22 protein-coding genes and 1 tRNA gene are annotated in these 20010 nt (G+C 63.9%); 10 read left to right on the top strand and 13 right to left on the bottom strand.

The annotated features are described in order from the left end of the window. Positions 1–41: 41 nt before the first annotated feature. Positions 42–1997 (bottom strand): AMP-dependent synthetase/ligase, encoded by a 1956-nt coding sequence (locus NMP98_RS05020; protein WP_254860455.1) that lies wholly within the window; start codon positions 1995–1997, stop codon positions 42–44. A gap of 173 nt (positions 1998–2170) precedes the next feature. Beyond that, a complete protein-coding gene (locus NMP98_RS05015) occupies positions 2171–2563 on the bottom strand; it encodes an Hsp20/alpha crystallin family protein (RefSeq protein WP_254860454.1) in 393 nt (130 codons plus the stop codon). Between the two features lie 129 nt (positions 2564–2692). On the opposite strand from NMP98_RS05015, the gene NMP98_RS05010 reads away from it, so the two are divergent. After that, a complete protein-coding gene (locus NMP98_RS05010; RefSeq protein WP_254860453.1) occupies positions 2693–3292 on the top strand; it encodes a protein sorting system archaetidylserine decarboxylase in 600 nt (199 codons plus the stop codon). Between the two features lie 40 nt (positions 3293–3332). After that, positions 3333–3998: a hypothetical protein gene (locus NMP98_RS05005; protein ID WP_254860452.1), complete on the top strand. Its 666-nt coding sequence runs from the start codon at positions 3333–3335 to the stop codon at positions 3996–3998. A 14-nt stretch (positions 3999–4012) separates the two neighbouring features. On the opposite strand, the gene NMP98_RS05000 is transcribed toward NMP98_RS05005, so the two are convergent. From NMP98_RS05000 to NMP98_RS04990, 3 genes are all read right to left on the bottom strand, one after another. Further along, positions 4013–4122 (bottom strand) — tRNA-Glu (locus NMP98_RS05000). A 98-nt stretch (positions 4123–4220) separates the two neighbouring features. Then, positions 4221–4631 carry an archease gene (locus NMP98_RS04995; RefSeq protein WP_254860451.1) on the bottom strand — a complete coding sequence of 137 codons (411 nt, stop codon included), beginning with the start codon at positions 4629–4631 and terminating at the stop codon, positions 4221–4223. Further along, positions 4628–5419, bottom strand: a complete 792-nt coding sequence (locus NMP98_RS04990; RefSeq protein WP_254860450.1) for a DUF502 domain-containing protein — start codon at positions 5417–5419, stop codon at positions 4628–4630. Before NMP98_RS04990 ends, NMP98_RS04995 begins: the two co-directional genes overlap by 4 nt. A 119-nt stretch (positions 5420–5538) precedes the next feature. Between NMP98_RS04990 and NMP98_RS04985 the strand changes: the two genes are divergently transcribed. The 3 genes from NMP98_RS04985 to NMP98_RS04975 are packed head-to-tail and all read left to right on the top strand — an operon-like array spanning position 5539 to position 8235. Further along, the gene (locus tag NMP98_RS04985; protein ID WP_254860449.1) at positions 5539–6027 is read left to right on the top strand and encodes a GNAT family N-acetyltransferase; all 489 of its coding nucleotides are present in this window, start codon (positions 5539–5541) and stop codon (positions 6025–6027) included. A gap of 40 nt (positions 6028–6067) precedes the next feature. Then, positions 6068–7252, top strand: a complete 1185-nt coding sequence (priS, locus tag NMP98_RS04980; RefSeq protein WP_254860448.1) for a DNA primase small subunit PriS — start codon at positions 6068–6070, stop codon at positions 7250–7252. Continuing rightward, positions 7249–8235 carry a DNA replication complex subunit Gins51 gene (locus NMP98_RS04975; RefSeq protein ID WP_254860447.1) on the top strand — a complete coding sequence of 329 codons (987 nt, stop codon included), beginning with the start codon at positions 7249–7251 and terminating at the stop codon, positions 8233–8235. The genes priS and NMP98_RS04975 overlap by 4 nt, the downstream gene beginning before the upstream one ends. Here NMP98_RS04975 and NMP98_RS04970 read toward each other — a convergent pair. Next, the gene (locus NMP98_RS04970; RefSeq protein ID WP_254860446.1) at positions 8227–8988 is read right to left on the bottom strand and encodes an alpha/beta fold hydrolase; all 762 of its coding nucleotides are present in this window, start codon (positions 8986–8988) and stop codon (positions 8227–8229) included. The genes NMP98_RS04975 and NMP98_RS04970 overlap by 9 nt on opposite strands. Positions 8989–9165: 177 nt before the next feature. Here NMP98_RS04970 and NMP98_RS04965 point away from each other — a divergent pair, with 177 nt between their 5' ends. From NMP98_RS04965 to NMP98_RS04955, 3 genes are all read left to right on the top strand, one after another. After that, entirely contained in the window at positions 9166–9402 is a 237-nt protein-coding gene (locus NMP98_RS04965) for a DUF7127 family protein (RefSeq protein ID WP_254860445.1), read from the top strand. Positions 9403–9405: 3 nt separating this feature from the next. Next, on the top strand, positions 9406–11673 hold the full coding sequence (locus NMP98_RS04960; protein WP_254860444.1) for a CDC48 family AAA ATPase: 2268 nt from the start codon (positions 9406–9408) through the stop codon (positions 11671–11673). 101 nt (positions 11674–11774) lie between these two features. Next, positions 11775–12059: a DUF8106 domain-containing protein gene (locus NMP98_RS04955; RefSeq protein WP_254860443.1), complete on the top strand. Its 285-nt coding sequence runs from the start codon at positions 11775–11777 to the stop codon at positions 12057–12059. On the opposite strand, the gene NMP98_RS04950 is transcribed toward NMP98_RS04955, so the two are convergent. Next, the gene (locus tag NMP98_RS04950; protein ID WP_254860442.1) at positions 12015–12869 is read right to left on the bottom strand and encodes an eIF2B alpha/beta/delta subunit family protein; all 855 of its coding nucleotides are present in this window, start codon (positions 12867–12869) and stop codon (positions 12015–12017) included. The genes NMP98_RS04955 and NMP98_RS04950 overlap by 45 nt on opposite strands. A gap of 80 nt (positions 12870–12949) precedes the next feature. On the opposite strand from NMP98_RS04950, the gene NMP98_RS04945 reads away from it, so the two are divergent. After that, positions 12950–13243, top strand: a complete 294-nt coding sequence (locus NMP98_RS04945) for a DUF7969 family protein (protein WP_156709250.1) — start codon at positions 12950–12952, stop codon at positions 13241–13243. 10 nt (positions 13244–13253) lie between these two features. Here NMP98_RS04945 and NMP98_RS04940 read toward each other — a convergent pair whose 3' ends face one another. Together NMP98_RS04940 and NMP98_RS04935 are read right to left on the bottom strand one after the other, a co-directional pair. Next, on the bottom strand, positions 13254–13463 hold the full coding sequence (locus NMP98_RS04940) for a hypothetical protein (RefSeq protein WP_254860441.1): 210 nt from the start codon (positions 13461–13463) through the stop codon (positions 13254–13256). Positions 13464–13534: 71 nt separating this feature from the next. Continuing rightward, complete coding sequence (locus NMP98_RS04935) at positions 13535–14701, bottom strand: acyl-CoA dehydrogenase family protein (RefSeq protein ID WP_254860440.1); 1167 nt, start codon at positions 14699–14701, stop codon at positions 13535–13537. Between the two features lie 183 nt (positions 14702–14884). Here NMP98_RS04935 and NMP98_RS04930 point away from each other — a divergent pair, with 183 nt between their 5' ends. Beyond that, positions 14885–16582, top strand: coding sequence for an acyl-CoA carboxylase subunit beta (locus tag NMP98_RS04930; protein ID WP_254860439.1), 1698 nt, complete (start codon positions 14885–14887; stop codon positions 16580–16582). A 190-nt stretch (positions 16583–16772) separates the two neighbouring features. Here NMP98_RS04930 and NMP98_RS04925 read toward each other — a convergent pair whose 3' ends face one another. The 4 genes from NMP98_RS04925 to NMP98_RS04910 all read right to left on the bottom strand — a co-directional run bounded on the left by NMP98_RS04925 (position 16773) and on the right by NMP98_RS04910 (position 19943). Further along, entirely contained in the window at positions 16773–17426 is a 654-nt protein-coding gene (locus NMP98_RS04925) for a helix-turn-helix domain-containing protein (RefSeq protein ID WP_254860438.1), read from the bottom strand. Positions 17427–17538: 112 nt separating this feature from the next. Then, the gene (locus NMP98_RS04920; protein WP_254860437.1) at positions 17539–18966 is read right to left on the bottom strand and encodes a DASH family cryptochrome; all 1428 of its coding nucleotides are present in this window, start codon (positions 18964–18966) and stop codon (positions 17539–17541) included. 51 nt (positions 18967–19017) lie between these two features. Beyond that, a complete protein-coding gene (locus NMP98_RS04915) occupies positions 19018–19398 on the bottom strand; it encodes a secondary thiamine-phosphate synthase enzyme YjbQ (protein ID WP_254860436.1) in 381 nt (126 codons plus the stop codon). Then, complete coding sequence (locus tag NMP98_RS04910) at positions 19395–19943, bottom strand: DUF7344 domain-containing protein (protein ID WP_254860435.1); 549 nt, start codon at positions 19941–19943, stop codon at positions 19395–19397. Before NMP98_RS04910 ends, NMP98_RS04915 begins: the two co-directional genes overlap by 4 nt. Between the last annotated feature and the right edge of the window lie 67 nt (positions 19944–20010).

Raw genomic sequence — 20010 nt, 5'->3', positions numbered from 1 at the left:
ACGACGATATAAAAACTGTCGGTCAGAGGAGTGGTGCTGTTCTACTCGTCGTAGTATTCGCCGTAGATGTCCCGGACTTGCTCATCGAACTCGTCGAGGACGTTCCGGCGCTTGATTTTCATCGACGGCGTCAGCAGATCGTTGTCGGCGGTCCACTCGACGGAAACCAGCCGGAACTCCTTGATTTTCTCCGATTTCGAGAGCTTTTTGTTGACGGCTTCGACCTCCTTTTCGATGAACTCGTGGACGCGGTCGTCGGCACAGATGGCCGTCTCGTCGTCGGGGAGGTCGATACCCTCGTTTTCCGCCCAGCGGCGGACGGCCTCGAAGTTCGGCACGAACAGCGCCGCGATGAACTTCTGGTTGTCACCGATGACCATCGCCTGGTCGATGCGGTCGGAGGTGGCGAACTCGTCTTCGATGGGTTGAGGCGCGATGTTCTTGCCCGTGTCCAACACGATGAGTTGCTTGAGTCGGTCGTGGTAGATGAGGTAGCCATCGTCGCTCTGTTCGATGATGTCGCCGGTTCGGAACCAGCCATCCTCGGTGAACGCCTCCTCGGTCGACCCGGGGCGGTTCCAGTAGCCCTGCGTGACGTTCGGCCCTTTCACGTGGAGTTCGCCGATGTCGCCGTCGACTTCCGCACGCCGGTCGTCGCCGACGACGGATTCGTCGAGTCGCACGTCGACGTTGGAAAGCGGCGGGCCAAGCGTACCGGCACGGGAATCTTCCGGCGGATTCACGGAGACGACCGGCGAGGTCTCGGTCAGGCCGTACCCCTCGTAGATGGGCAGGCCCATCCCCTGGAACAGCTGTGAGAGTCGCTTCGAGAGGCTGCCACCGCCGCTGATGAACGCCTCGATGTTGCCGCCCATCTGTTCGCGGACGTTTGAGTAGACCAGTTTGTCGAAGAGGGCGTGTTTCATCCGCAGGACGACGCCGGGATTTTCGGTCGTTGCCCACTCGCGGGCGACGGAGACGGCGCGGCCGAAGACGGCATCCGGAGCCTCTTCGCGGATGTTGTCGTAGATGCGCTCGTAGACGCGGGGGACCGAGGAGGCGCCCGTCGGCCCGACCAACTTGATGTCGTCGGCGACGGTGTCGGTGGATTCGGCGTAGGCGACGGTCGAGCCGGAGCCGAACTGCAGGAAGTGTCCGGCGACGCGTTCGAAGACGTGTGCGAGCGGCAGGAACGAAAGCATCCGGTCGTTCTCGTCGAAGACTGGGATGTCGGGGTCCTTGTCGGGCCGCGGTCCGACTCGCTTTCGGATGCCGTTGACGTTCGCTCGGAAGTTGCCGTGGGTCAACTGGACGCCCTTCGGTTTGCCGGTCGTCCCCGAGGTGTAGATGAGGCTGGCGAGGTCATCGAGGTCACGTTCGCCCAGCCACTCCTCGTAGGCGTCGCCGTCGAAGTGTTCGGCGCCGAGTTCGTACACCTCCGCCAGAGAGAGGATGTCGTCGCGGTCGTCGTAGCCGTCGAACTCGTCGATGACAGCGATAAAGGAGAGATTGAGGTCGTCTTCGACTTCGAGGACGCGTTCGAGCAACTCGGCGTTCTCGACGACGACGCCCTCGGCGCCGGGGTCGTCGAGGAGATACTGCACCTGTGGGGGCGCGGATTCGGTGTACACCGTGGTGACGACGCCACCGGCAGCCAACAGCGCGAAGTCGGATTGGGCCCACTCCATGCGGGTGTTGGCGAAGATGCCGACGCGGGTACCGCCCTCGACGCCGAGTTCGCGGAACCCGGCGGTGAGGTTGTGGACGGTGTTCTGCATCTCTGCGTAGGTGAGCGCCGCGTACTGGCCGGTCGGGGCGGCCGGAACCACGTCCGGCGTCAGCGAACGGTCGTAGACGCCGCCTTTGTACCACTGTGCGTCGCGACTGGCGTGACGCGCCGCGGCCTCCTCGAACATCCGAGGGAGGGTGGTGTCACCTATCACCTCGTCTTCGTACTCCGCCTCCGCCTGCATCCAAACGGGAGTGTTGCTAGACATCTTAGGTGATTGTTGGGTAATGAGCCATCCATATTAATGGGGGCGCTTCGCCTCGAGTGTCTACTAGCGAACAAATTCACGCCCTCGTCGAGCGGATATGTCGCCGAATGCGGTGATGAAACGGAAAGAAACGGAATCGCAGTTCTGGCGTATCGTATCGGATGCCAGAGGGGTCAGTCGATGTCGATTCGGTGGCCGCCTTCGGATTCGGTGTCGGATTCGGTGGGCAGGTGAACTTCGAGGACGCCGTTGTGGTAGCGGGCCTCAATGCCATCGACGGTGAGGTCACCGGGGATGCGGACCGTCTCGTGGACGCGGCGGCTACTCGTTTCGTAGTCGTCGCTCATCTCGTGGACGGCGCGGATTGTGAGTCGCTCGTCGTCGTATCGGAGGTCGATTTCTTCCTTCTCGAACCCCGGCAGGTCCGCGTGGAGGACGTACCCCTCGGAATCGGTGTCCAGGCGCACGTTGATGTCCCGGCCGAAGTCGTAACCGCCTTCGCCCATCATCGAGCGTCGCATTCCTCCCAGCAGGCGGTCCATTTCGTCGAACGGTGTCACTCGCATGTTGAATTTCACCTCTGTTCGACCTGTATTATGGCGCGCTGAGGGGATAAATACGTGATAATACGTGATAGCACGACTCCGAAAGCGAGTTGCAAAACGGCCAAGGCCCCTCACGCGCTCGTTTCACCTGTGTTTCCCTCGCTTCCCGACACCGCGCCCGGCGGGTGGCGCTACGCTGCCGTTCCACTCGCGCTCGCCGTCCCGCTTTTGATACTCGCCTTTCCCGTCGGTGTCGTCTGTCTGCTCGCCGGTCTCGGCGCACTGTGGTTCCACCGAGACCCCGAGCGGTCGCCGCCGCCGTCGGGTATCGTCGCGCCCGCCGACGGACGCGTCTCCGTCGTCCGTGAGGAAGGCGATCGCGTCCGCGTCGCCGTGTTCATGAACGTCACCGACGTCCACGTCAATCGCGCGCCCGCACCCGGGACCGTCGAGTCGGTCACGCACACTCCCGGCAAACACCTGCCGGCGTTCACCAAAGAGTCCGACCGCAACGAGCGCGTCGACATCGTCTGTGCGGAGTACGAACTGTCGCTCATCGCCGGTGCCGTCGCCCGGCGCATCCATCCTTACGTCGAGGACGGCGAGCGCCTCGAACGCGGCCAGAAGGTCGGTCACATCTCGTTCGGGTCGCGAGCAGACGTGTTGCTGTCGTCGGCGTACGACATCGAGGACATTCGCGTCTCGAAAGGACAGCGGGTCCGCGCCGGTGAGACCGTCATCGCCGCGTAGCGCCGCGAGTTTTTAGCCGTCGGAGTCCGTAGGGACGGCCGTGTCACAGCGGGAAGCGACCGTTCAAGGGGAAGTCCACGCCGCCGAAAGCGACAAGCAGGCTCTCTTGGAGCGCGGCCTCGAGGAGTACGACGCGGTGTTGGTCGAGGGGCGCTCACCGACGCTCGTCGTTCGGAAGTTGACCGTCGGCTATGCCGCCTTCCTCATGGGGTACGTGACGCTAATGTGGCTACAAGGGGTCGTCGCGCGAGCGCGGGCCCGTGTCGCCGGACGAACGTCGTTACGAGCGGCCGTCGAGGCGGCGGGCGTCGACTACCACGACCGCATCGATGCCGACACTGCGACCGTCTACGAGATGGTCCCCCGCTGGGGGAAGTACCTCCTCGGAAGTTGGCTCGTCGCCGCGCTCGCCGTCTCGATTCTCCTAGGCGTCAACCGCGTCGTCCTCGTCGTCTTCGCTCTTTCGGTCCCGTACCTCTACGCCACGTTTTCGGTGGTTCTCGTCGCGGTCGCCGGTGGTGGCCGAGCCTCCCACATGGCCGAGCGAATCACGGCTGTCGCAGACCGGCAGGCCTACGACCGCGTGGCGGTTCTCTGTGGGGACTCACACCGAGAGGCCATCCGAAAAGAACTGGAAAACCGCGAGTGGTCGGTGACGACCTACGGGAGTCGACACCCGCTGGTACGGTTGTTCGGTGGACGGTAGAACCGACCGCAGGATGCTCGCTAGGGGATTTGAACCCCTGTCATCGGCTGTCCTCCCTCGGAAGGGGAACACCCTTCCCGAGGCCGAAAGGCCGATATGATTGGCCGGGCTACACCAAGCGAGCGCGTACCCGACTCTGGGAGACGCCGTTGTATAAATCCTGCTCTTTGCGGTGGGTTCTGTGAGTAGTCACCACGGTGCGTTCTGTCGGTTCCCTCAGCGTCACACGTCGAAGACGACGTAGGCCCGCCAACCGTCTTCGGTTTCCTCGAGTTTCATCTCGGAGTAGGTGACGGCCTTGATTTCTCGGGCATCGATTGCGCCGAAGGGGACGCCGCGGGCGGAGCCCTCCAGTACCCACTCCCCGTTCCAGTGGACCTGGGCCTCGTGGTCGGCCGGGAGCACCGAGCGAACGTCGCGCTGGTAGATGAGTTCGTCGAGGTACTCGAAGAGGAGGGCGTCCTTCGACTCGGCGTGGGCGACCACCGGGAAGCGTTCGCCAACGCCGTCCGGTATGGACTCACAGTGGGCGGCGGAAAGCCCGTCTGCAGCGCCGACGAACACCTCGTCGATGTCCGCGCCGGTGGCTTCGACGGCCACGTCGGCGGTGTGTTCGCGGAGTTCGTAGCTCATCGGTCGTCTCCGGAGTCGGTGTCGCCGTCGTCGACAAGCGGTGAGTCACCTTCGATGTCGGCGGCGTTGAGTTTGCGTAACTGCTGTTCGCTGAGGCCGCTCGGGGCGTCGCCGTCCTCGCCGAAGGCGACGCCGCTGGTGACGATAGAGCGGATGCCCTGCTCGACGGTGAGGTCAACGTCGACGACGCGGTCGGTGGAGACGTGGATGACGAACCCGCCCATGACAGGGTTCGGCGCCATCGGCATGAACAGTGTAATCATCTCCTCGTTGCCGGTGTCCTCCGCGATGACTTCGGGGGTTTCGGCCGTTTTGAACGCGACGACGTAGGAATCCTTGCCGGGATACTCTACCAGTTTCACGTCCTGGAAACTGTCGGTGTCGGAATCGAGGAGGAGTTCGCTCATCTCGCTGAAACTGGTGTAGACCGAGCCGAGTCCGGGAATCGAGGCCATGAACTCGTTGAACTGGGCGCTGAGTCGGTCGTTTTCGGTACCGTACTCCGCGACGGAGCCAACGCCGACGACGAGCAACAGAAAGAAGACGACGGTCGATGCCGCGACGACGATTTCGCTCTGAAACGGCGTCACCTGAATGACGGCGGTGACCACCGGGTTGAGCTGTTGGAAGACGAATCCCAACATGAACGAGAGCACGAACAGCGTGACGAGAAGCGGCAGGAGGATGGCCAGTCCCTTGATGAACGACTGCCGAAGGACGTCTTTTGCGTCCGGACGCTCGGAAATGAGCTCTTCGGCGGCCTCGATGTCGGCCGGCGCGGAAGGCATTGGGAAATCGAACTCGTTGACACGTTGAAAGCCTTGTGGCATGGAGCGCCTCCGCTCGAACCCGGAAGGGTCGAACGGTGGCGGTGGAGTTATATTCAACCCGTTCCTATGTCATGTTAGTGAGTGTCACCGTCGATATTCGGGTGTTCGGGACGGGTGACGACGCGTTCGTCGAGGAGGCGTGGGAACTGAAAGAGCGCATCCGTCGAACGGAGGGCGTCCTCAAACAGCGGCGGGGCTTTTTCACCGATGCCTACAAGCGCTCGCGGGTGTACGCGCTCGTCGACCCCGGCTACGACAGCGAGGAACTGCTCGGGTTCGCCGCCACCCGGCGCGACGGGTACATCCTCTTTCTCGCCGTCGACCCCGAGTACCGACGCAAGGGTTTCGGCCGCCGCCTCGTCGCCGCGGTCGCAGAGGACCACAACTCCGTGACGTGTCACGCCCGCGCGTCCAACGACGCCGCGTTGGACTTCTACGAACGACTCGGCTTCGAGATTCAACGCCGGGTCGACAACTACTACGAGGACCACGGCGACGCCTACTACCTGCGACTCGGAGAGGGCGGCCTCGCCTCGAAGATATCCAAGTTCGTCCGTGGCGGTTGAGAGGGCAACGCTTTTTCGCACCTCTCTCGAAGCCGAGTCCATGGACGGTCGCACTCGTGAGTACCTGCAGGGTCGCTTCGGCGACCACTACCGTCGGAGCGACATCTCCCCGCCCCCGGCGGCCAACGAACGGGAGTGGGGGTACATCACGTGGAGTTCGGGCGGGACCACGATGGTTCGACATCACTCACACCTGGATTTGGTCGGCGGCGGCGATTTGGGCGACTTCCTTGCGGGCGAGCGCCCGCGTCACGTCTACTTCTCGGCGGGCCGCTACGACGACCCCGGCGCATCCAGCATGGGGAAGAAGGGATGGCGCGGGTCGGACCTCGTCTTCGACCTCGACGCCGACCACCTTCCGGGCGTCGACCCCGAGGCCGACAGTTACGCCGAGATGCTCGCCGAATGCAAGGAGGCGCTGCTCAGACTGCTCGATTTGCTGGAGCACGACTTCGACTTCGATGACCTGACAGTCGTCTTCTCCGGCGGCCGCGGCTATCACGTCCACGTCCGCGATTCCGGCGTCTTGGAGTTGAGTCGCAGTGCCCGCCGGGAAATCGTCGATTACGTCCTTGGGGAGGGCGTCGACATCGAGGCGCTCATCGAGACGGAGAAGGTCTCCGGCAGTTCCGGCCGGAAGACACCGGCGGACAAACGGACGCTTCAGAACGACGGCGGGTGGGGCCGGCGGCTCCAGACCGAACTGAACGCGTTCGTCGAGGAACTCGACGGTCTGAGCGACGACGAGGCGATGGAGCGGCTCACGGCCTTCGACCGCATCGGGGAGGGGAAAGCCACCACGATGCTCGGAGCGATTCGGAAACAGCGCGACGCCATCGAGGCGGGGAACATCGACGTTCACAACGCGCTCAAGACGATTGCCGAGACGCTGTTGACCCGAGTGCTCGAAGAACAGACCGCACCAATTGACGAACCGGTGACGACGGACATCAACCGACTCATCCGACTGCCTGGCAGCCTCCACGGTGGGAGCGGCCTCGAAGTCCAACACATCCCGCGGGACGAACTCGATTCCTTCGACCCGCTCGTCGACGCCGTCCCGGAGACCTTCGTCGGAAACGACATCTCGGTGTACGTCCGCGAGGAGACGACGGTGCGACTCGGGGGGGAAAGCTTTAGGCTCTCCGAGGGAGTGCATTCGATGCCAGAGTACGTCGGCGTGTTCGCGATGACTCGTGGCCACGCCACCAAAGCCGCAGAATGAATCTCGACGAACTTCAATCAGTGCAGGCCCGCGAGCGGCAATCCAGCGACCTCCAGCACCTGCGCTCGTCGTTTTATCGGGAGGTCGGTGAGTACATCCACGAACTCACCGAGGAGCGCGCGCGGAAGGTCGAACAGGTGGACGACCCGTTCTCCTCGCCGGAGGTCCGGCGGCTCTCCGACGACATCGAAACCGCAGAGGGGACCGTCGAGGCCATCTACGAGCGCCGTGTCGGCAAGGTCGTCAAGAAGGCCTCCATCGCCGCCGCCGGCATGCCGGTCGACGACGACGGCCTCACCGACGAGGAGGAGGCGCTGTTCGACGACCTCGTCGCCCGCATCGAGAACAACCGCGAGGCTGTCCTGTCGGTGCTGGACGGCGACGCACCCTCGGTGTCGTGTTCGATAGACGAGGGGGCCTCCGAGATGGCGCCGACGAACCCCGCTCAGACCGACACGGAAACGGCCTCTTCTCCCGACAGAGGTGAGAAACCGCCTCAGGACACCTCAACCGCCCCCGACACCGACGGTGTCAGCGCGGCGGATTTGATGGGGAGCGGTCCGAGTGACGCCCCGGCGGAAGCCGCCGAGACGCCGCCGGCGGCTGGCGCCGAAAGCGAACCGGCGACCGACCCCGAATCACCCTCTGAGGACCCGCTGGTCTCGGAGCCCTCGGGACCGACCGAGGTCCAACCCGACCCCAAACCGCCGGAGACCTCCTCGGAGTCCCACCCATCCGAGTCCGAGGGCGACCGACCACCGAAGGACGCTGCAGAGACGGATGACTCACAATCTTCGACAGACGCCGGTCACAGCGACATCCCCGGTATCCCGCGGACGACGGTCCGGATTACGGCCGACGTTGGCGAGATGGTCGGGACGGACAACCGCGATTACGACCTCGGTTCGGAGGACGTGGTCACGCTCCCAGAGGGGACCGCCGAGGCGCTCGTCGAAAACGGTGCCGCAGAGCCGTTAGAGTAGGAACGACCGGACCGACTCGTTGAACACCTCGGGTTTCTCCAGCATCGGCATGTGCGCGGCGTCGGCTATCTCGACGTACTCGCAGCTCGAAAGCTCGGCTTCGAGGTACTCGTGGAACGACGGTGGAGTCAGCGGGTCGTGTTCGCCACACAGCGCCAGCGTTGGCACGTCGATTTCGTCGAGGCGGTCGCGAACGTCGAAGGTGTCACAGCTCTCGAAGTCCCGGACGGTGACCGCCTGTCCTGATTCGAGGAGCCCGGCCTTCGAGACCTCGATGAGTTCGTCGTCAGGGTCGTGAAACAGGGTGTCGGGGACGTGTAGCGACGCAACTGCGGCCTCGAAGTTCCGGGCGAGCGATTCGAGAAAGCCGGGGTCGACGCCGAGTTTCGCGCCGGTGTCCGAGAGAACGAGCGCGTCGAGGTCTAGGTCACCTTCGAGGGCGACCCACAGCGCGACGGCGCCGCCCATCGAGTTACCGCAGATGACCGACGCGTCGGTTGCCTCACAGACGGCCGCCACATCGTCGGCGTAGGCCGCTATCGTCTCCATCCCGGGTTCGGTCGTCACGTCGTCGCTGTCGCCGTGACCCGAGAGGTCGACGGCGACGGCCGGCGGTCCCTCGCGGTCGCCGTACTGTTCGACCCAGACGCCGTGGTCGCCGCCGGCGCCGTGTACGTAACAGACCGTCGGCCCGTCGCCGAAGCCGGTCTCGCGGTAGGCTGTCGTCCGCCCGTCGTGAGTGACGGTTTCCATACGTCCGTCCTCACGGCGTTACCCGATAAACGCGACGACCGCTCGTCGTCAGTTTCTCGGTTCAGACCTCGCTTCGATAAGTGTGAACCGCAATTCCACTGTTGCTTCGCTACACGACCCCGTACTGCCATTTTTAGAGAAAGATTTAAATACTATGCTAACTAACTCTGAGTTAGTATGACTGAATACACGCAGTCGATTCGCGGCGACGCGGACGGCATCGTTCGTCACTACGAGTACGACGACGGCGCGGTCCTCGTCGCGGACTTTGGCCCCGTCGAAGGGGGTGTTGATGTCGTCGACGGGACGGCCATCGTGGTCGTCGACGATGAGCAGTACGAGTACGAGGTCCCCGAGGGGGCCTCCCGTGCTATTATGAACAACGGAATCGTTACTATCGAGGTGGAGCGATAACCGATGAAACTGACGGTCAAACCCCTCAAACAGAAAGACGCCGGTCGCGGACTGGCGGCGATAGACCGCGCGGCGATGGCCGAACTCGGCCTCGAGAACGGCGACTACATCCTCATCGAGGGTGACGGCCGCGCCGTCGCCCGGGTGTGGCCCGGCTACCCCGAGGATGAAGGTCAGGGCGTCATCCGCATCGACGGTCGCCTCCGACAGGAGGCCAACGTCGGCATCGACGACCGCGTGACGGTCGAGGCCGCCGACGTCAACCCGGCAAAGCAGGTGACGGTCGCGCTACCGCAGAACCTCCGCATCCGCGGGAACATCGGTCCGCACATCCGCGACAAACTCAGCGGACAGGCCGTCACGAAGGGACAAAACGTTCCCTTCTCGCTCGGCCTCGGGCCGCTGTCCTCACAGAGCGGACAGCGCATTCCGCTGAAAATCGCCGACACCGACCCCGACGGGACGGTCGTCGTCACCGATTCGACGGACATCCAGGTGAGCGAAAAGCCCGCTGAACAAATCGCCGACACCGGCGATAGCACGGCCGCAGGGGGCGACGGGACTCCCTCGGTGCGATACGAGGACATCGGCGGTCTCGATAACGAACTCGAGCAGGTCCGGGAGATGATAGAGCTCCCGATGCGGCACCCCGAGTTGTTCCAACAGCTCGGCATCGAACCGCCGAAAGGCGTGTTGCTGCACGGTCCGCCAGGGACGGGCAAGACCCTGATGGCGAAGGCCGTCGCCAACGAGATAGACGCCCACTTCACGAACATCTCCGGCCCCGAAATCATGTCGAAGTACTACGGGGAAAGCGAGGAGCAACTCCGTGAGGTGTTCGAGGAGGCCTCCGAGAACGCCCCCGCCATCGTCTTTATCGACGAACTCGACTCCATCGCGCCGAAGCGCGGCGAGACCAGCGGCGACGTCGAGCGCCGCGTCGTCGCCCAACTGCTCAGCCTGATGGACGGTCTCGACGAGCGCGGCGATGTAATCGTCATCGGTGCGACCAACCGCGTCGACGCCCTCGACCCCGCGCTTCGTCGGGGCGGCCGCTTCGACCGCGAAATCGAAATCGGGGTCCCGGACAAGGAGGGTCGCAAGGAAATCCTGCAGGTCCACACCCGCGGGATGCCCCTCGTCGACGGTATCGACCTCGACCGCTACGCCGACAGCACCCACGGATTCGTCGGCGCCGACATCGAGAGCCTGACGAAGGAGGCCGCGATGAACGCCCTACGGCGTATCCGTCCCGAACTCGACCTCGAAGCCGACGAAATCGACGCCGAGATACTCGAGGCGATGCAGGTCACCGAGGGCGACTTCAAGGACGCCCTGAAGGACGTGACGCCGAGTGCGATGCGGGAGGTGTTCGTCGAGGTTCCCGACACCACTTGGGAGTCCGTTGGCGGACTCGAGGACACCAAAGAACGCCTCCGTGAGACCATCCAGTGGCCGCTTGAGTACCCCGAGGTGTTCGAGCAGATGGACATGCAGGCCGCAAAGGGCGTCCTGCTGTACGGCCCGCCCGGAACGGGTAAGACCCTGATGGCGAAGGCCATCGCCAACGAGGCCCAGTCGAACTTCATCTCCATCAAGGGTCCGGAACTGCTCAACAAGTACGTCGGCGAGTCCGAGAAGGGCGTCCGGGAAGTGTTCGAGAAGGCGCGGTCGAACGCGCCGACCGTCGTCTTCTTCGACGAAATCGACTCCATCGCCGGTGAACGCGGTGCCCGCATGGGCGACTCCGGCGTCGGCGAGCGGGTCGTCTCCCAACTGCTGACGGAGTTGGACGGCCTCGAACAGCTCGAAGACGTGGTCGTCATCGCGACGACGAACCGGCCGGACCTCATCGACTCGGCGCTGTTGCGCCCCGGTCGACTGGACCGTCACGTCCACGTTCCGGTCCCCGACGAGGATGCACGGAAGGCCATCTTCGAGGTCCACACCCGCAACAAGCCGCTGGCCGACGACGTGGACCTCGATGAGTTGGCCGCCGACACCGACGGCTACGTCGGCGCCGACATCGAGGCCGTCTGTCGTGAAGCTTCGATGGCTGCGACCCGGGAGTTCATCAACAGCGTCTCCCGCGAGGAGGCCGCTACCAGCGTCGAAAACGTCCGGGTGACCCGCGAACACTTCGAGGAGGCTCTCGACGAGGTCGGCGCCAGCGTCGACGAGGACGTCCGTGAGCGCTACGAGGAACTCGAAGAACAGTTCACCCACGGCAGCGAACCCGACGAACCCGAAATCAGCCGGACGTTCCAGTAAACACCGCTCTCCACCACTCTATTTCTTTTGAACCCATCTATTGGTGAATGGGGGCATTTGAGGCACAAAGGGTTTATCTCCCGACCGCCTAGACCGGTGCGATGACCACCACAGGACGATGCGCCGACGCTCCGGCAGACAGGAAGACGGTCCTGTTCTGTCCCGCGTGCGGCCACGAGGCGCCAATCGACGGCGAGTGGTCGGTCCGACACCGCCACGACGTCGACGGCGAGCGTACCGTCACCGAATGTCCGGAGTGTGGCGACGTGGTTTTGAGCCAGCCGCAGTTCGAGCCCTCGGCGGCACGTCCGTCGTGGCACTCCCTCGATGTAGTCCGGCCGCTACTCGGGTTTGTGAATTCCGTCGTCCGTCACGACGTTCTCTAGGAGGTGCGTCGGCGTCGCGTCGTACGCCGGGTTCTCGATGGCGAAGCCCTCCGCCGGTTCTCGCATTACCTCGCTCGGAGAGCGGAAGTCGTTCTCGAAGGCGAACCCCTCGTCGATGAGCTTCGCGCTCGCGCCGAACACCGAGACGGGAACGGCCAACTCCGCCGCAGACGCGGCGATGGGGAACGTCCCGACGCGGTTGTACAGCGTGTCGTCGACTATACAGTCCATTCCGAGGACGACGCGGTCGCACTCGTCGAGGAAGTGGCCGGCGGCGCTGTCGACGATGAGCGTTACGTCGACGCGGTCGACCTCCGCCAGCGTCCGAGCGGTCTTCCGACCGAGAAACCGGGGGCGTGCTTCGGTGACGTACACCTCGATGTGGTGTCCCTTCTGGGCCGCGAGTTCGATGGCCTCGAGCACCGTCGAGGAGTAGTCGTGAGTCAACACCGTCGCGCCGTCTGGTAGCAGTTCGACGGCGTGTTGGGCGGCCTCGTGTTTCGCCGTTTCGACGTCGTCGACGATGGCCTCGATGGCCGACTCGGTGAGGTCCTTCGCTTCCTCGACGGTGTCGGGGTCGCCGTCCTCGACGCGGGCGACGATTTCGCGTTGGGTGCTGTGCAGCGACGCGTGGGAGGGTTGGGCGCGCCGGAGGGCGCTGCTGTTGCGGTCCAGCGAACGGACGTACTCCTCGACGGTCGCGTACTCGCGGTCGAGGAGCTCCCGCAACGCCTCGGCGGCCTTGATTGCGACGGTCGACGAGGAGTGGGTTTGCATCTCCCGAATCTCGTTTGCAGTCTCGTCTATCATGCCGGTACCGTCGTGCGGCGAGCCCATAGGCCTTCGGGGATGTCCGACGGCCCTATGGCGGTTCGGCCCCTACAAGCGGTATGGTCGACGTCTCGTATTACTGCCCGCGGTGTGGGGCTGTCGCCGAACTCGAACGCGACGCCTACCTCGAGGACAAATGCGTCACCGCCGAGCCGCTGGAGGGATGGACCTACGAGGACGCCTACGAGGACTTCGAAGACGGAGAAGGGGTTGTCATCGTCTGCGGTGCGGAGGAAACCGACGGTGAAGGGTGTGGCGAACCCTACTATCTCAGTTTCGTGAAGTTCGAAAACGGCGAGGAAATCGACCCGCGGGTGCCTGCCGACGAGGTCCGGTTCGACTTCCTGCGATAGTTCCGAGCAATCAGTCGTCGTCGCCGCGGCGTTTGACCTCGTCGATTGCCGAGCGGGCGGAGACGCTCGTCTCGCCCAGCGTGGCACCCATGAGTCCGCCGATGGCACCGCCGGTACTCGCCGCGTTCCGGCTGATTAACCCGCCGATACCCGCACCGATTGCACCGCCGATGGCTGCGTACCGGGCACGGCCCAGCACCCGTTTGATTTGTTTTCGCATACTTCGAAACTTCAGTCGGCGGTTGCATAAAGATGCGGTCCGCCCGGCACAGCGGAACGCGGCCGAGGCGGTCAGTAACTGCGCGGCATCCCGAGTTGGTGTTCGCCGATGAAGTTCAACACCATCTCGTTGGAGACCGGTGCGGTCTGGGTGAGGCGGAGGTTCTGCCAGATGTCGTAGACTTCGTACTCCCGGGTGAAGCCGTTGCCGCCGTGGGCCTGGATGGCGCGGTCGGCGGCCTCCGTGCCGGCCCGGGAGGTGAGCAGTTTGGCGACGTTGGCCTCGAGTCCGCAGTCCTCGTCGTCGTCCCACTTCTTGGCGCCCTTGTAGAGGATTTCGCGGGCCGCCATCAGTTTCGCGTAGGATTCGGCGATGGGGTGTTGGATGCCCTGGTGGGCGCCAATAGGTTGGCCGAACACCTCCCGGTCCTGTGTGTACTCGACGGCGAGGTCGACCGCTCGGAGGCCGCCGCCGAGTGCCGACGCCGCGCCGCCGAGACGTTCGGTGTTGAGGGTGTCCCACAGCAGATAGAGGCCACCGTCTTCCGTGCCGAGGATGTCGTCTTCGGTCACACGGAGGTCGTCGAACTGCACCTGATACTGCCGTTCGAACCACGGGACGGTTGTGTCGAGTTCCGACAGAGAGATGCCATCGCGTTCGGCGGGGTCGTCGACGAGAAACAGCGTCACACCGTGAGTCGGATTGGATTTGTCGAACTCGGAGGTTCGGGCGACCAGCAACATCGTGTCGGCGTTCTCGACGCCGCTGATGAACGTCTTCTGTCCGTTGACGCTGAACTCGCCGTCGGTCTTCTCTGCGTGCGTCGAGATGTTGAGCGTGTTCGTCCCCGCTTCGGGTTCGGTCAGCGCCATGCAGAACTTCATGTCCCCGTCGGCGATTTTCGGGAGGTACTCCTCCTTCTGCTGTTCGTTCCCGTGCCGCTGGATACCGATGCCGCCGAAGACGGGCGTGAGAACGAAGATGATTCCGCCCTGTCCGCCGCCCCGGGACAACTCCTCGATGATGATGGACATCTCCAACATCCCGAGTCCCTCGCCGCCGTACTCTTCGGGGATGGTGACTCCGAGCCAGCCGTCGTCTGCCAGCGCCTGCCAGTACTCCTCGGGGAACTCCTTGTCGTCGATGTGCTGTTGCCAGTACTCCCGGCCGAAGTCGTCTGCGATGCCGCGGACCGACTCTCGAATCAGGTCGTGGAGTTCGGATTCTCCGAGTGCCATGGTGCCCGTACCCAGTTACCATACTTATGGTTTCTGCCGCCTTTGAGAGGACCATCCATCGGCCGGCGGGAACCTACCGGCTGATTGACTCGTGTACCCACAATGTTTTTACCTCGCGTTGGTATATCACGGCATACGCACACACTGGAAACTCTGAACATTCGGTGAGTTTCCGAGGGCACCATGGAAATCAAAATCGACAACGACACCGACGAAGAAATCGCACAGGCAATCGCAACGGCAGTCTCCGAACATCTGGGACGCGGCGTCGAGTTGGTCGGCGACGACGGAACCCTCGCCGAAGCCGGCGAAAACTGGAGCGAGGAGGGCGCCGTCGTCACAGAGCGCGAGGAGGCCATCCGGGAGGACATCGAGAACATCCTGTCCGGCGGCCCCGAACGCGGCTTCGACAAAATCGATGACCTCGGCAAGGTGTTCGTCCGTGACCGCCTCGACATGATTTTCGACGAAATCGAGTACGAGGACGGTTCCTTCGCCCGCTTCGGCGATGACGACGAACTCCCGGCAGACGGCCTCATCACCGGCATCGGTACCATCGACGGCCGAAAGGTGGCCTTCACCGCCAACGACTACACCGTCAAAGCCGGTTCGCTGGGACAGATGGGCGTCGAGAAGGTCATCCGGATTCAGGAGCGCGCGCTGGACCTCGGTATCCCGATGCTGCGACTCGTCGACTCCACGGGCGCACGCCTCAACGCCGAAGAGCGAGAGCCCGGCGACACTCACATGGACCGCTATCGCGGCGGCAAGATGTTCTACAACCAGTGTCGGATGTCCGGCGAAATCCCACAAATCGGCGTCCTCTACGGCCCCGACGTGGCCGGTTCCGCCTACACGCCGGTCTTCTGTGATTACCTCATCATGGTCGAGGACATCGCCGGCATGGCCATCGCCTCGCCGCGCATCGTCGAGGCGATGACCGGCGAGAAAACCGACATGCAGCAGTTGGGCGGCCCACAAGTCCATGCCGAACACTCCGGCAGCGCCGATCTCGTCGTGCCCGACGAGGAGACCGCCGCCGAGAGGGCTCGGGATATCCTCCGATTCCTCCCGCAGAACTACTCGGAGTCGCCGCCCGAAGAGACGCCGAAACCGCCGAAGAAGAACCCCTACAGCCTCGACGACATCATCCCCGAAGAGCCAAACAAGGCCTACGACGTGATGGAGGTCATCGACCGCGTTGTCGACCGGGATTCGTTCGTCGAGATGAAGCCGGATTTCGCGCCCGAACTCGTCACCGGACTCGGACGCATCGACGGTCAAGTCGTCGGCATCGTCGCCAACCAACCCGACCACATCTCCGGCGCCATCTTCCCGGATTCCGCCGACAAGGGTGCCGGGTTCGTCTGGACGTGTGACGCATACAACATCCCGCTCGTGTACCTCTGTGATACGCCCGGATTCATGATCGGCTCACAGGTCGAAAAGGAGGGCGTCCTCCGGCGCGGCCGGAAGTTCATCTACGCCACCTCCAACGCCCAGGTGCCGAAGTTCTGTGTCATCACTCGCAAGGCCTACGGCGCCGGCATCTACGCGATGGCCGGCCCCTCGTTCGGCCCCGACGCGACGCTGGCGCTGCCCTCCGCCGAAATCTCGGTAATGGGGCCCGACGCCGCCGTCCACGCACTGTTCGGCGGCCAAATCGAGGACATGGACGGGGACGCCAAGGACGCCTTCATCGAATCCGCCAAACAGGAGTTCGACAAGTACATCGACATCAAAAAGCAGGCCGGCAAGATGCAGGTCGACGAACTGATTCCCGCCGGCGACCTTCGGGAACAACTCGAAGTGCGCCTCGACACCTACAAAACGAAACAGCGGGACGACCGGCCGCGGCACCACGGGACGGTTTTCTTCTAGGCGACCTTTTTCCACGGCGGGCCGCAGGCCCGCCGGCAAAAACGTCGATGAAAAAGACACGTCGGGCCTCCTTCCAGTCGGCCCTCGGTCCTGCGCGCCTGCGGCGCGCAGTGAACCGCTCGCTCACTTCGTTCGCTCGCGGATGCTAATCGACTACTCTAGGTCGCTTGTCACGTTCAGTTAAAATACACTACCCCACCAGCGTCCGCAGCACCCGCGACTCGGCCTTCCGGAGGTGTTCGTCGACCGTCGAGGGCGCACACTCCAGTCGGTCGGCGATGTCCTCGTGGGTCGCCTTGCGCGGAATCTCGTAGTACCCCAACTCGACGGCCTTTCGGAACACCTCCAGTTGTCGCTCGGTGAGTTCCGAGAGGGTGTCCTGTCGGTCCGGCGTGTAGGAGCCGACCTGCTCGATGTTGACCGAGATGTCGTCCGGGAGCTCCTCGATCGCCCCTTTCACCATGTCGTGGGCGCCGATGACGGTCAATCGGAGAGCCCCGCGCCGAGTGAAGTCGATTGGGGTGTCAATCATCAGCGCGTACTTTTCCGCGAGCATCATCAACGCCCCGGCGGGGTTCCCGGGTTCGATGTGGAGATACAGGTGGAACTCCTCGTCGTCGGCCTCAAGGAGGTCGTAGGAAATCACGTCCGGATGGTCGCCGATATCGGGAACCAACACCTCGGGATTGCCCTTGAGACGGTAAAGCAACACGCCCGTCCCGTCGCCGAGGGCGTCGATGTGCATGAGCGAGATGCGCGAGATGGCCCCTGTCTCCGCGATAGCCCGGTCTACGGGATGAATCGCGCCGTCCTCCGGGGTCAACGTGAAATCGAAGTATCGCATAGTCGACTGGCGGGGGCCTGTCAGCCTATTAAACCGGTTTTGCGGGTTTAGACCTTTCGGCTGGTCCACGTTTCGAGTGTACCGAAACCCCCCGCCACGGACGGCTCGCCTCTCATTCTAACTCCCGATATCGGGCCTCTATATCGAGCATGGGTTGGGGATAATCGATGCCCAACTCGACGCCGAAGTCGGCCTGTTCTTCCGGAGAGAGCCGCCACGGACGATGTGCGTACTCCGACGGGAGCGACGCCAACTCCGGAAGCCACGTCCCGATGTAGGTGGCGTCGGCATCGTAGTACTCTCCCTGTGAGAGCACGTCGAAGTGGTCGTCCCGCGAGTCGTTCCCGACGCCGGCTTGATACGCCCAGTTTCCCCAGTTGGAGGCCACGTCGTAGTCGACCAGTCGTGACTCGAAGTACGCTGCCCCCCACCGCCAGTCGATGCCGAGGGCGTCGACGAGAAACGACGCGACGTTCTGTCGGCCACGGTTCGACATGTAGCCGGTCCGGTTCAACTCCCGCATGTTCGCGTCGACGAAGGGGACACCCGTCCGGCCGTCGGCCCACTGTCGAAAGGCTGAGCGGTCGTGGCGCCAGTCGGTGTCGACGCCGCGAATCCCACCCGGAGTGAAGAACCGGGCGCCGTGTTTCCGGAACTGGAACTGAAAGAAGTCTCGCCACAGCAACTCGAAGACGAGCCAGTAGGTGTCCTCGTTTTCGACGCGTTCGTCCTCGTAGCGTTGGACTTCGCGGTGAATCCACCGCGGCGAGAGACACCCTGCCGCAAGCCACGGCGAGAACTTCGAGGAGTAGTTCGCCCCCAGCAGGCCGTTTCGGGTCTCCTTGTACTCCCGGAGGTGGTCGCCCTCCCAGAGGTACGATTCGACGCGCCGTTTCCCGGCCGTCTCGCCGCCCTCGAACCGCAACACTGCTCGGCCGTCGTCGGTCGGGTGTTCGATTCCGAGGTCGTCCAGTCCCGGTAGGGCACCCGGGTCGACGCTCTCGGGGACGGAAACCGAATCGGGGGCCGCCCGCGGGGGGTCCGGTTCGATGGTCTCCTCGATTGACTGCCGCCATGGCGTGAACGTGTCGTCGATGTTCTCCGGTGGCGTCGGCAACGAGTCGGGATGGTGCAAGGTGTGGGTCCACCGTCGTTCGAGGTCGATGTCTCGCTCTGCGAGGGCTTTTCCGACGGCTTCCTCGACTGCTCGCTCCTCGGTCGCCGGCTTCGTCTGTGCGTAGACGGCCGCCGCCCCCACCGCCTCGGCGAACTCGGGGACGACCGTCTCCGCCGACCCCTTTCGGACAACTAACTCGCCGCCGCGGTCACGAAGCGAGGCCCGCAAATCGGCGACCGCTTCCTGACGAAAGCGACCGCGATGGGGTGCCATCTTCGGTGGCCCGTATCGCGTCTGGCCGCGCCATTGGGGGTCGAACGTGTAGACGGGCACCACCTGGTCGGCGGTCGAGACGGCGTCGGAAAGCGTCGGGTTGTCGGTCACACGGAGGTCGTCGCGGAACCAAACGACGGCGGTGTCCATACCCACCATTGGTCCCCTCGGCGCAAAAGTCGGCGGAAGCCGGAAACCCGCTCACACTCGGACGTCGACCGTCCGCGAGCGCGGGCCGTCGCACTCGACGAACAACACCGACTGCCATGTCCCGAGGTCCAGCGTACCGTCGCTGACGGGAAGGGTCTCGGAGGCGCCAATCAAAAGCGCCCGGAGGTGGGCATCGGCGTTGCCGTCCAGTCGGTCGTGGTCCCAGGCGTCGTCGTCGACGGCGTCGGCGAGGAACGCCTCGAAATCACCCAGCAGCCTCGATTCGGCCTCGTTGACGGCGATACCGGCGGTCGTATGCCGGACGAACACCGTCGCGGTTCCGTCAGCGTCGTCCGGAACGGCGGCCTCGACGCGGTCCGTGATGTCGAGGACTTCGAGGCGGCGGCCGGTGTCGACGGTGAGCGTCGTCATCCTCGGAGTCGCTGAAAGATGATGCGGTCCTGCTGGCTGTACACGTGATACGCCGAAGCGGCCATCAATCCGACGAAGAAGACGCCGGAAACCACGGTCATCCCGACCTCCGAGATGGCCGGGACGCCGACGAGAACCGCAATCGTGGTCAGCAGGCCGAGCAATCCGAGGCCGAAGTAGAACTCTCCCCACGATAGGCCGTACTGCGGGACGACCTCCATGTACACCTCGATTTCGCGGACGCGGTCCCGTAGCGCCACGCGCTTGCTGTCGTTGTCGTAGTCGACGATGCCGAGGTCGTCGAGTTTCGGGAGATGGGTCTGGTGCAACGAGACGTAGACGGATTGGCGTTTGTCCCGCGGCGGCGGGTCCTCACCCGTCTCGCGAGCCGCGACCTCCTCGGAGAGTTCACGGACGTCCATCTCCCCCTCGCCCTCCCGGAGTGACCGGATGGCGAGCCGACGACGACCGTTCCGCAGAACGTCGTGGATTTCCCCCTCTTCCAGCGCCCCGTTGGCCGAGGCGGACCCAGCGCTCTCTGACACAGTTCGAGTAACGAACGCGCTCCTAAGAAGTTACCTCCTGTGTAACCCCGAATCGGTTCAGTTCACG

Source organism: Natronomonas gomsonensis (assembly GCF_024300825.1).
Classification (GTDB): Archaea; Halobacteriota; Halobacteria; order Halobacteriales; family Haloarculaceae; genus Natronomonas; species Natronomonas gomsonensis.
The sequence above is the reverse complement of the archived record's forward strand: the minus strand, read 5'-3'. Positions and strand labels throughout refer to the sequence as shown.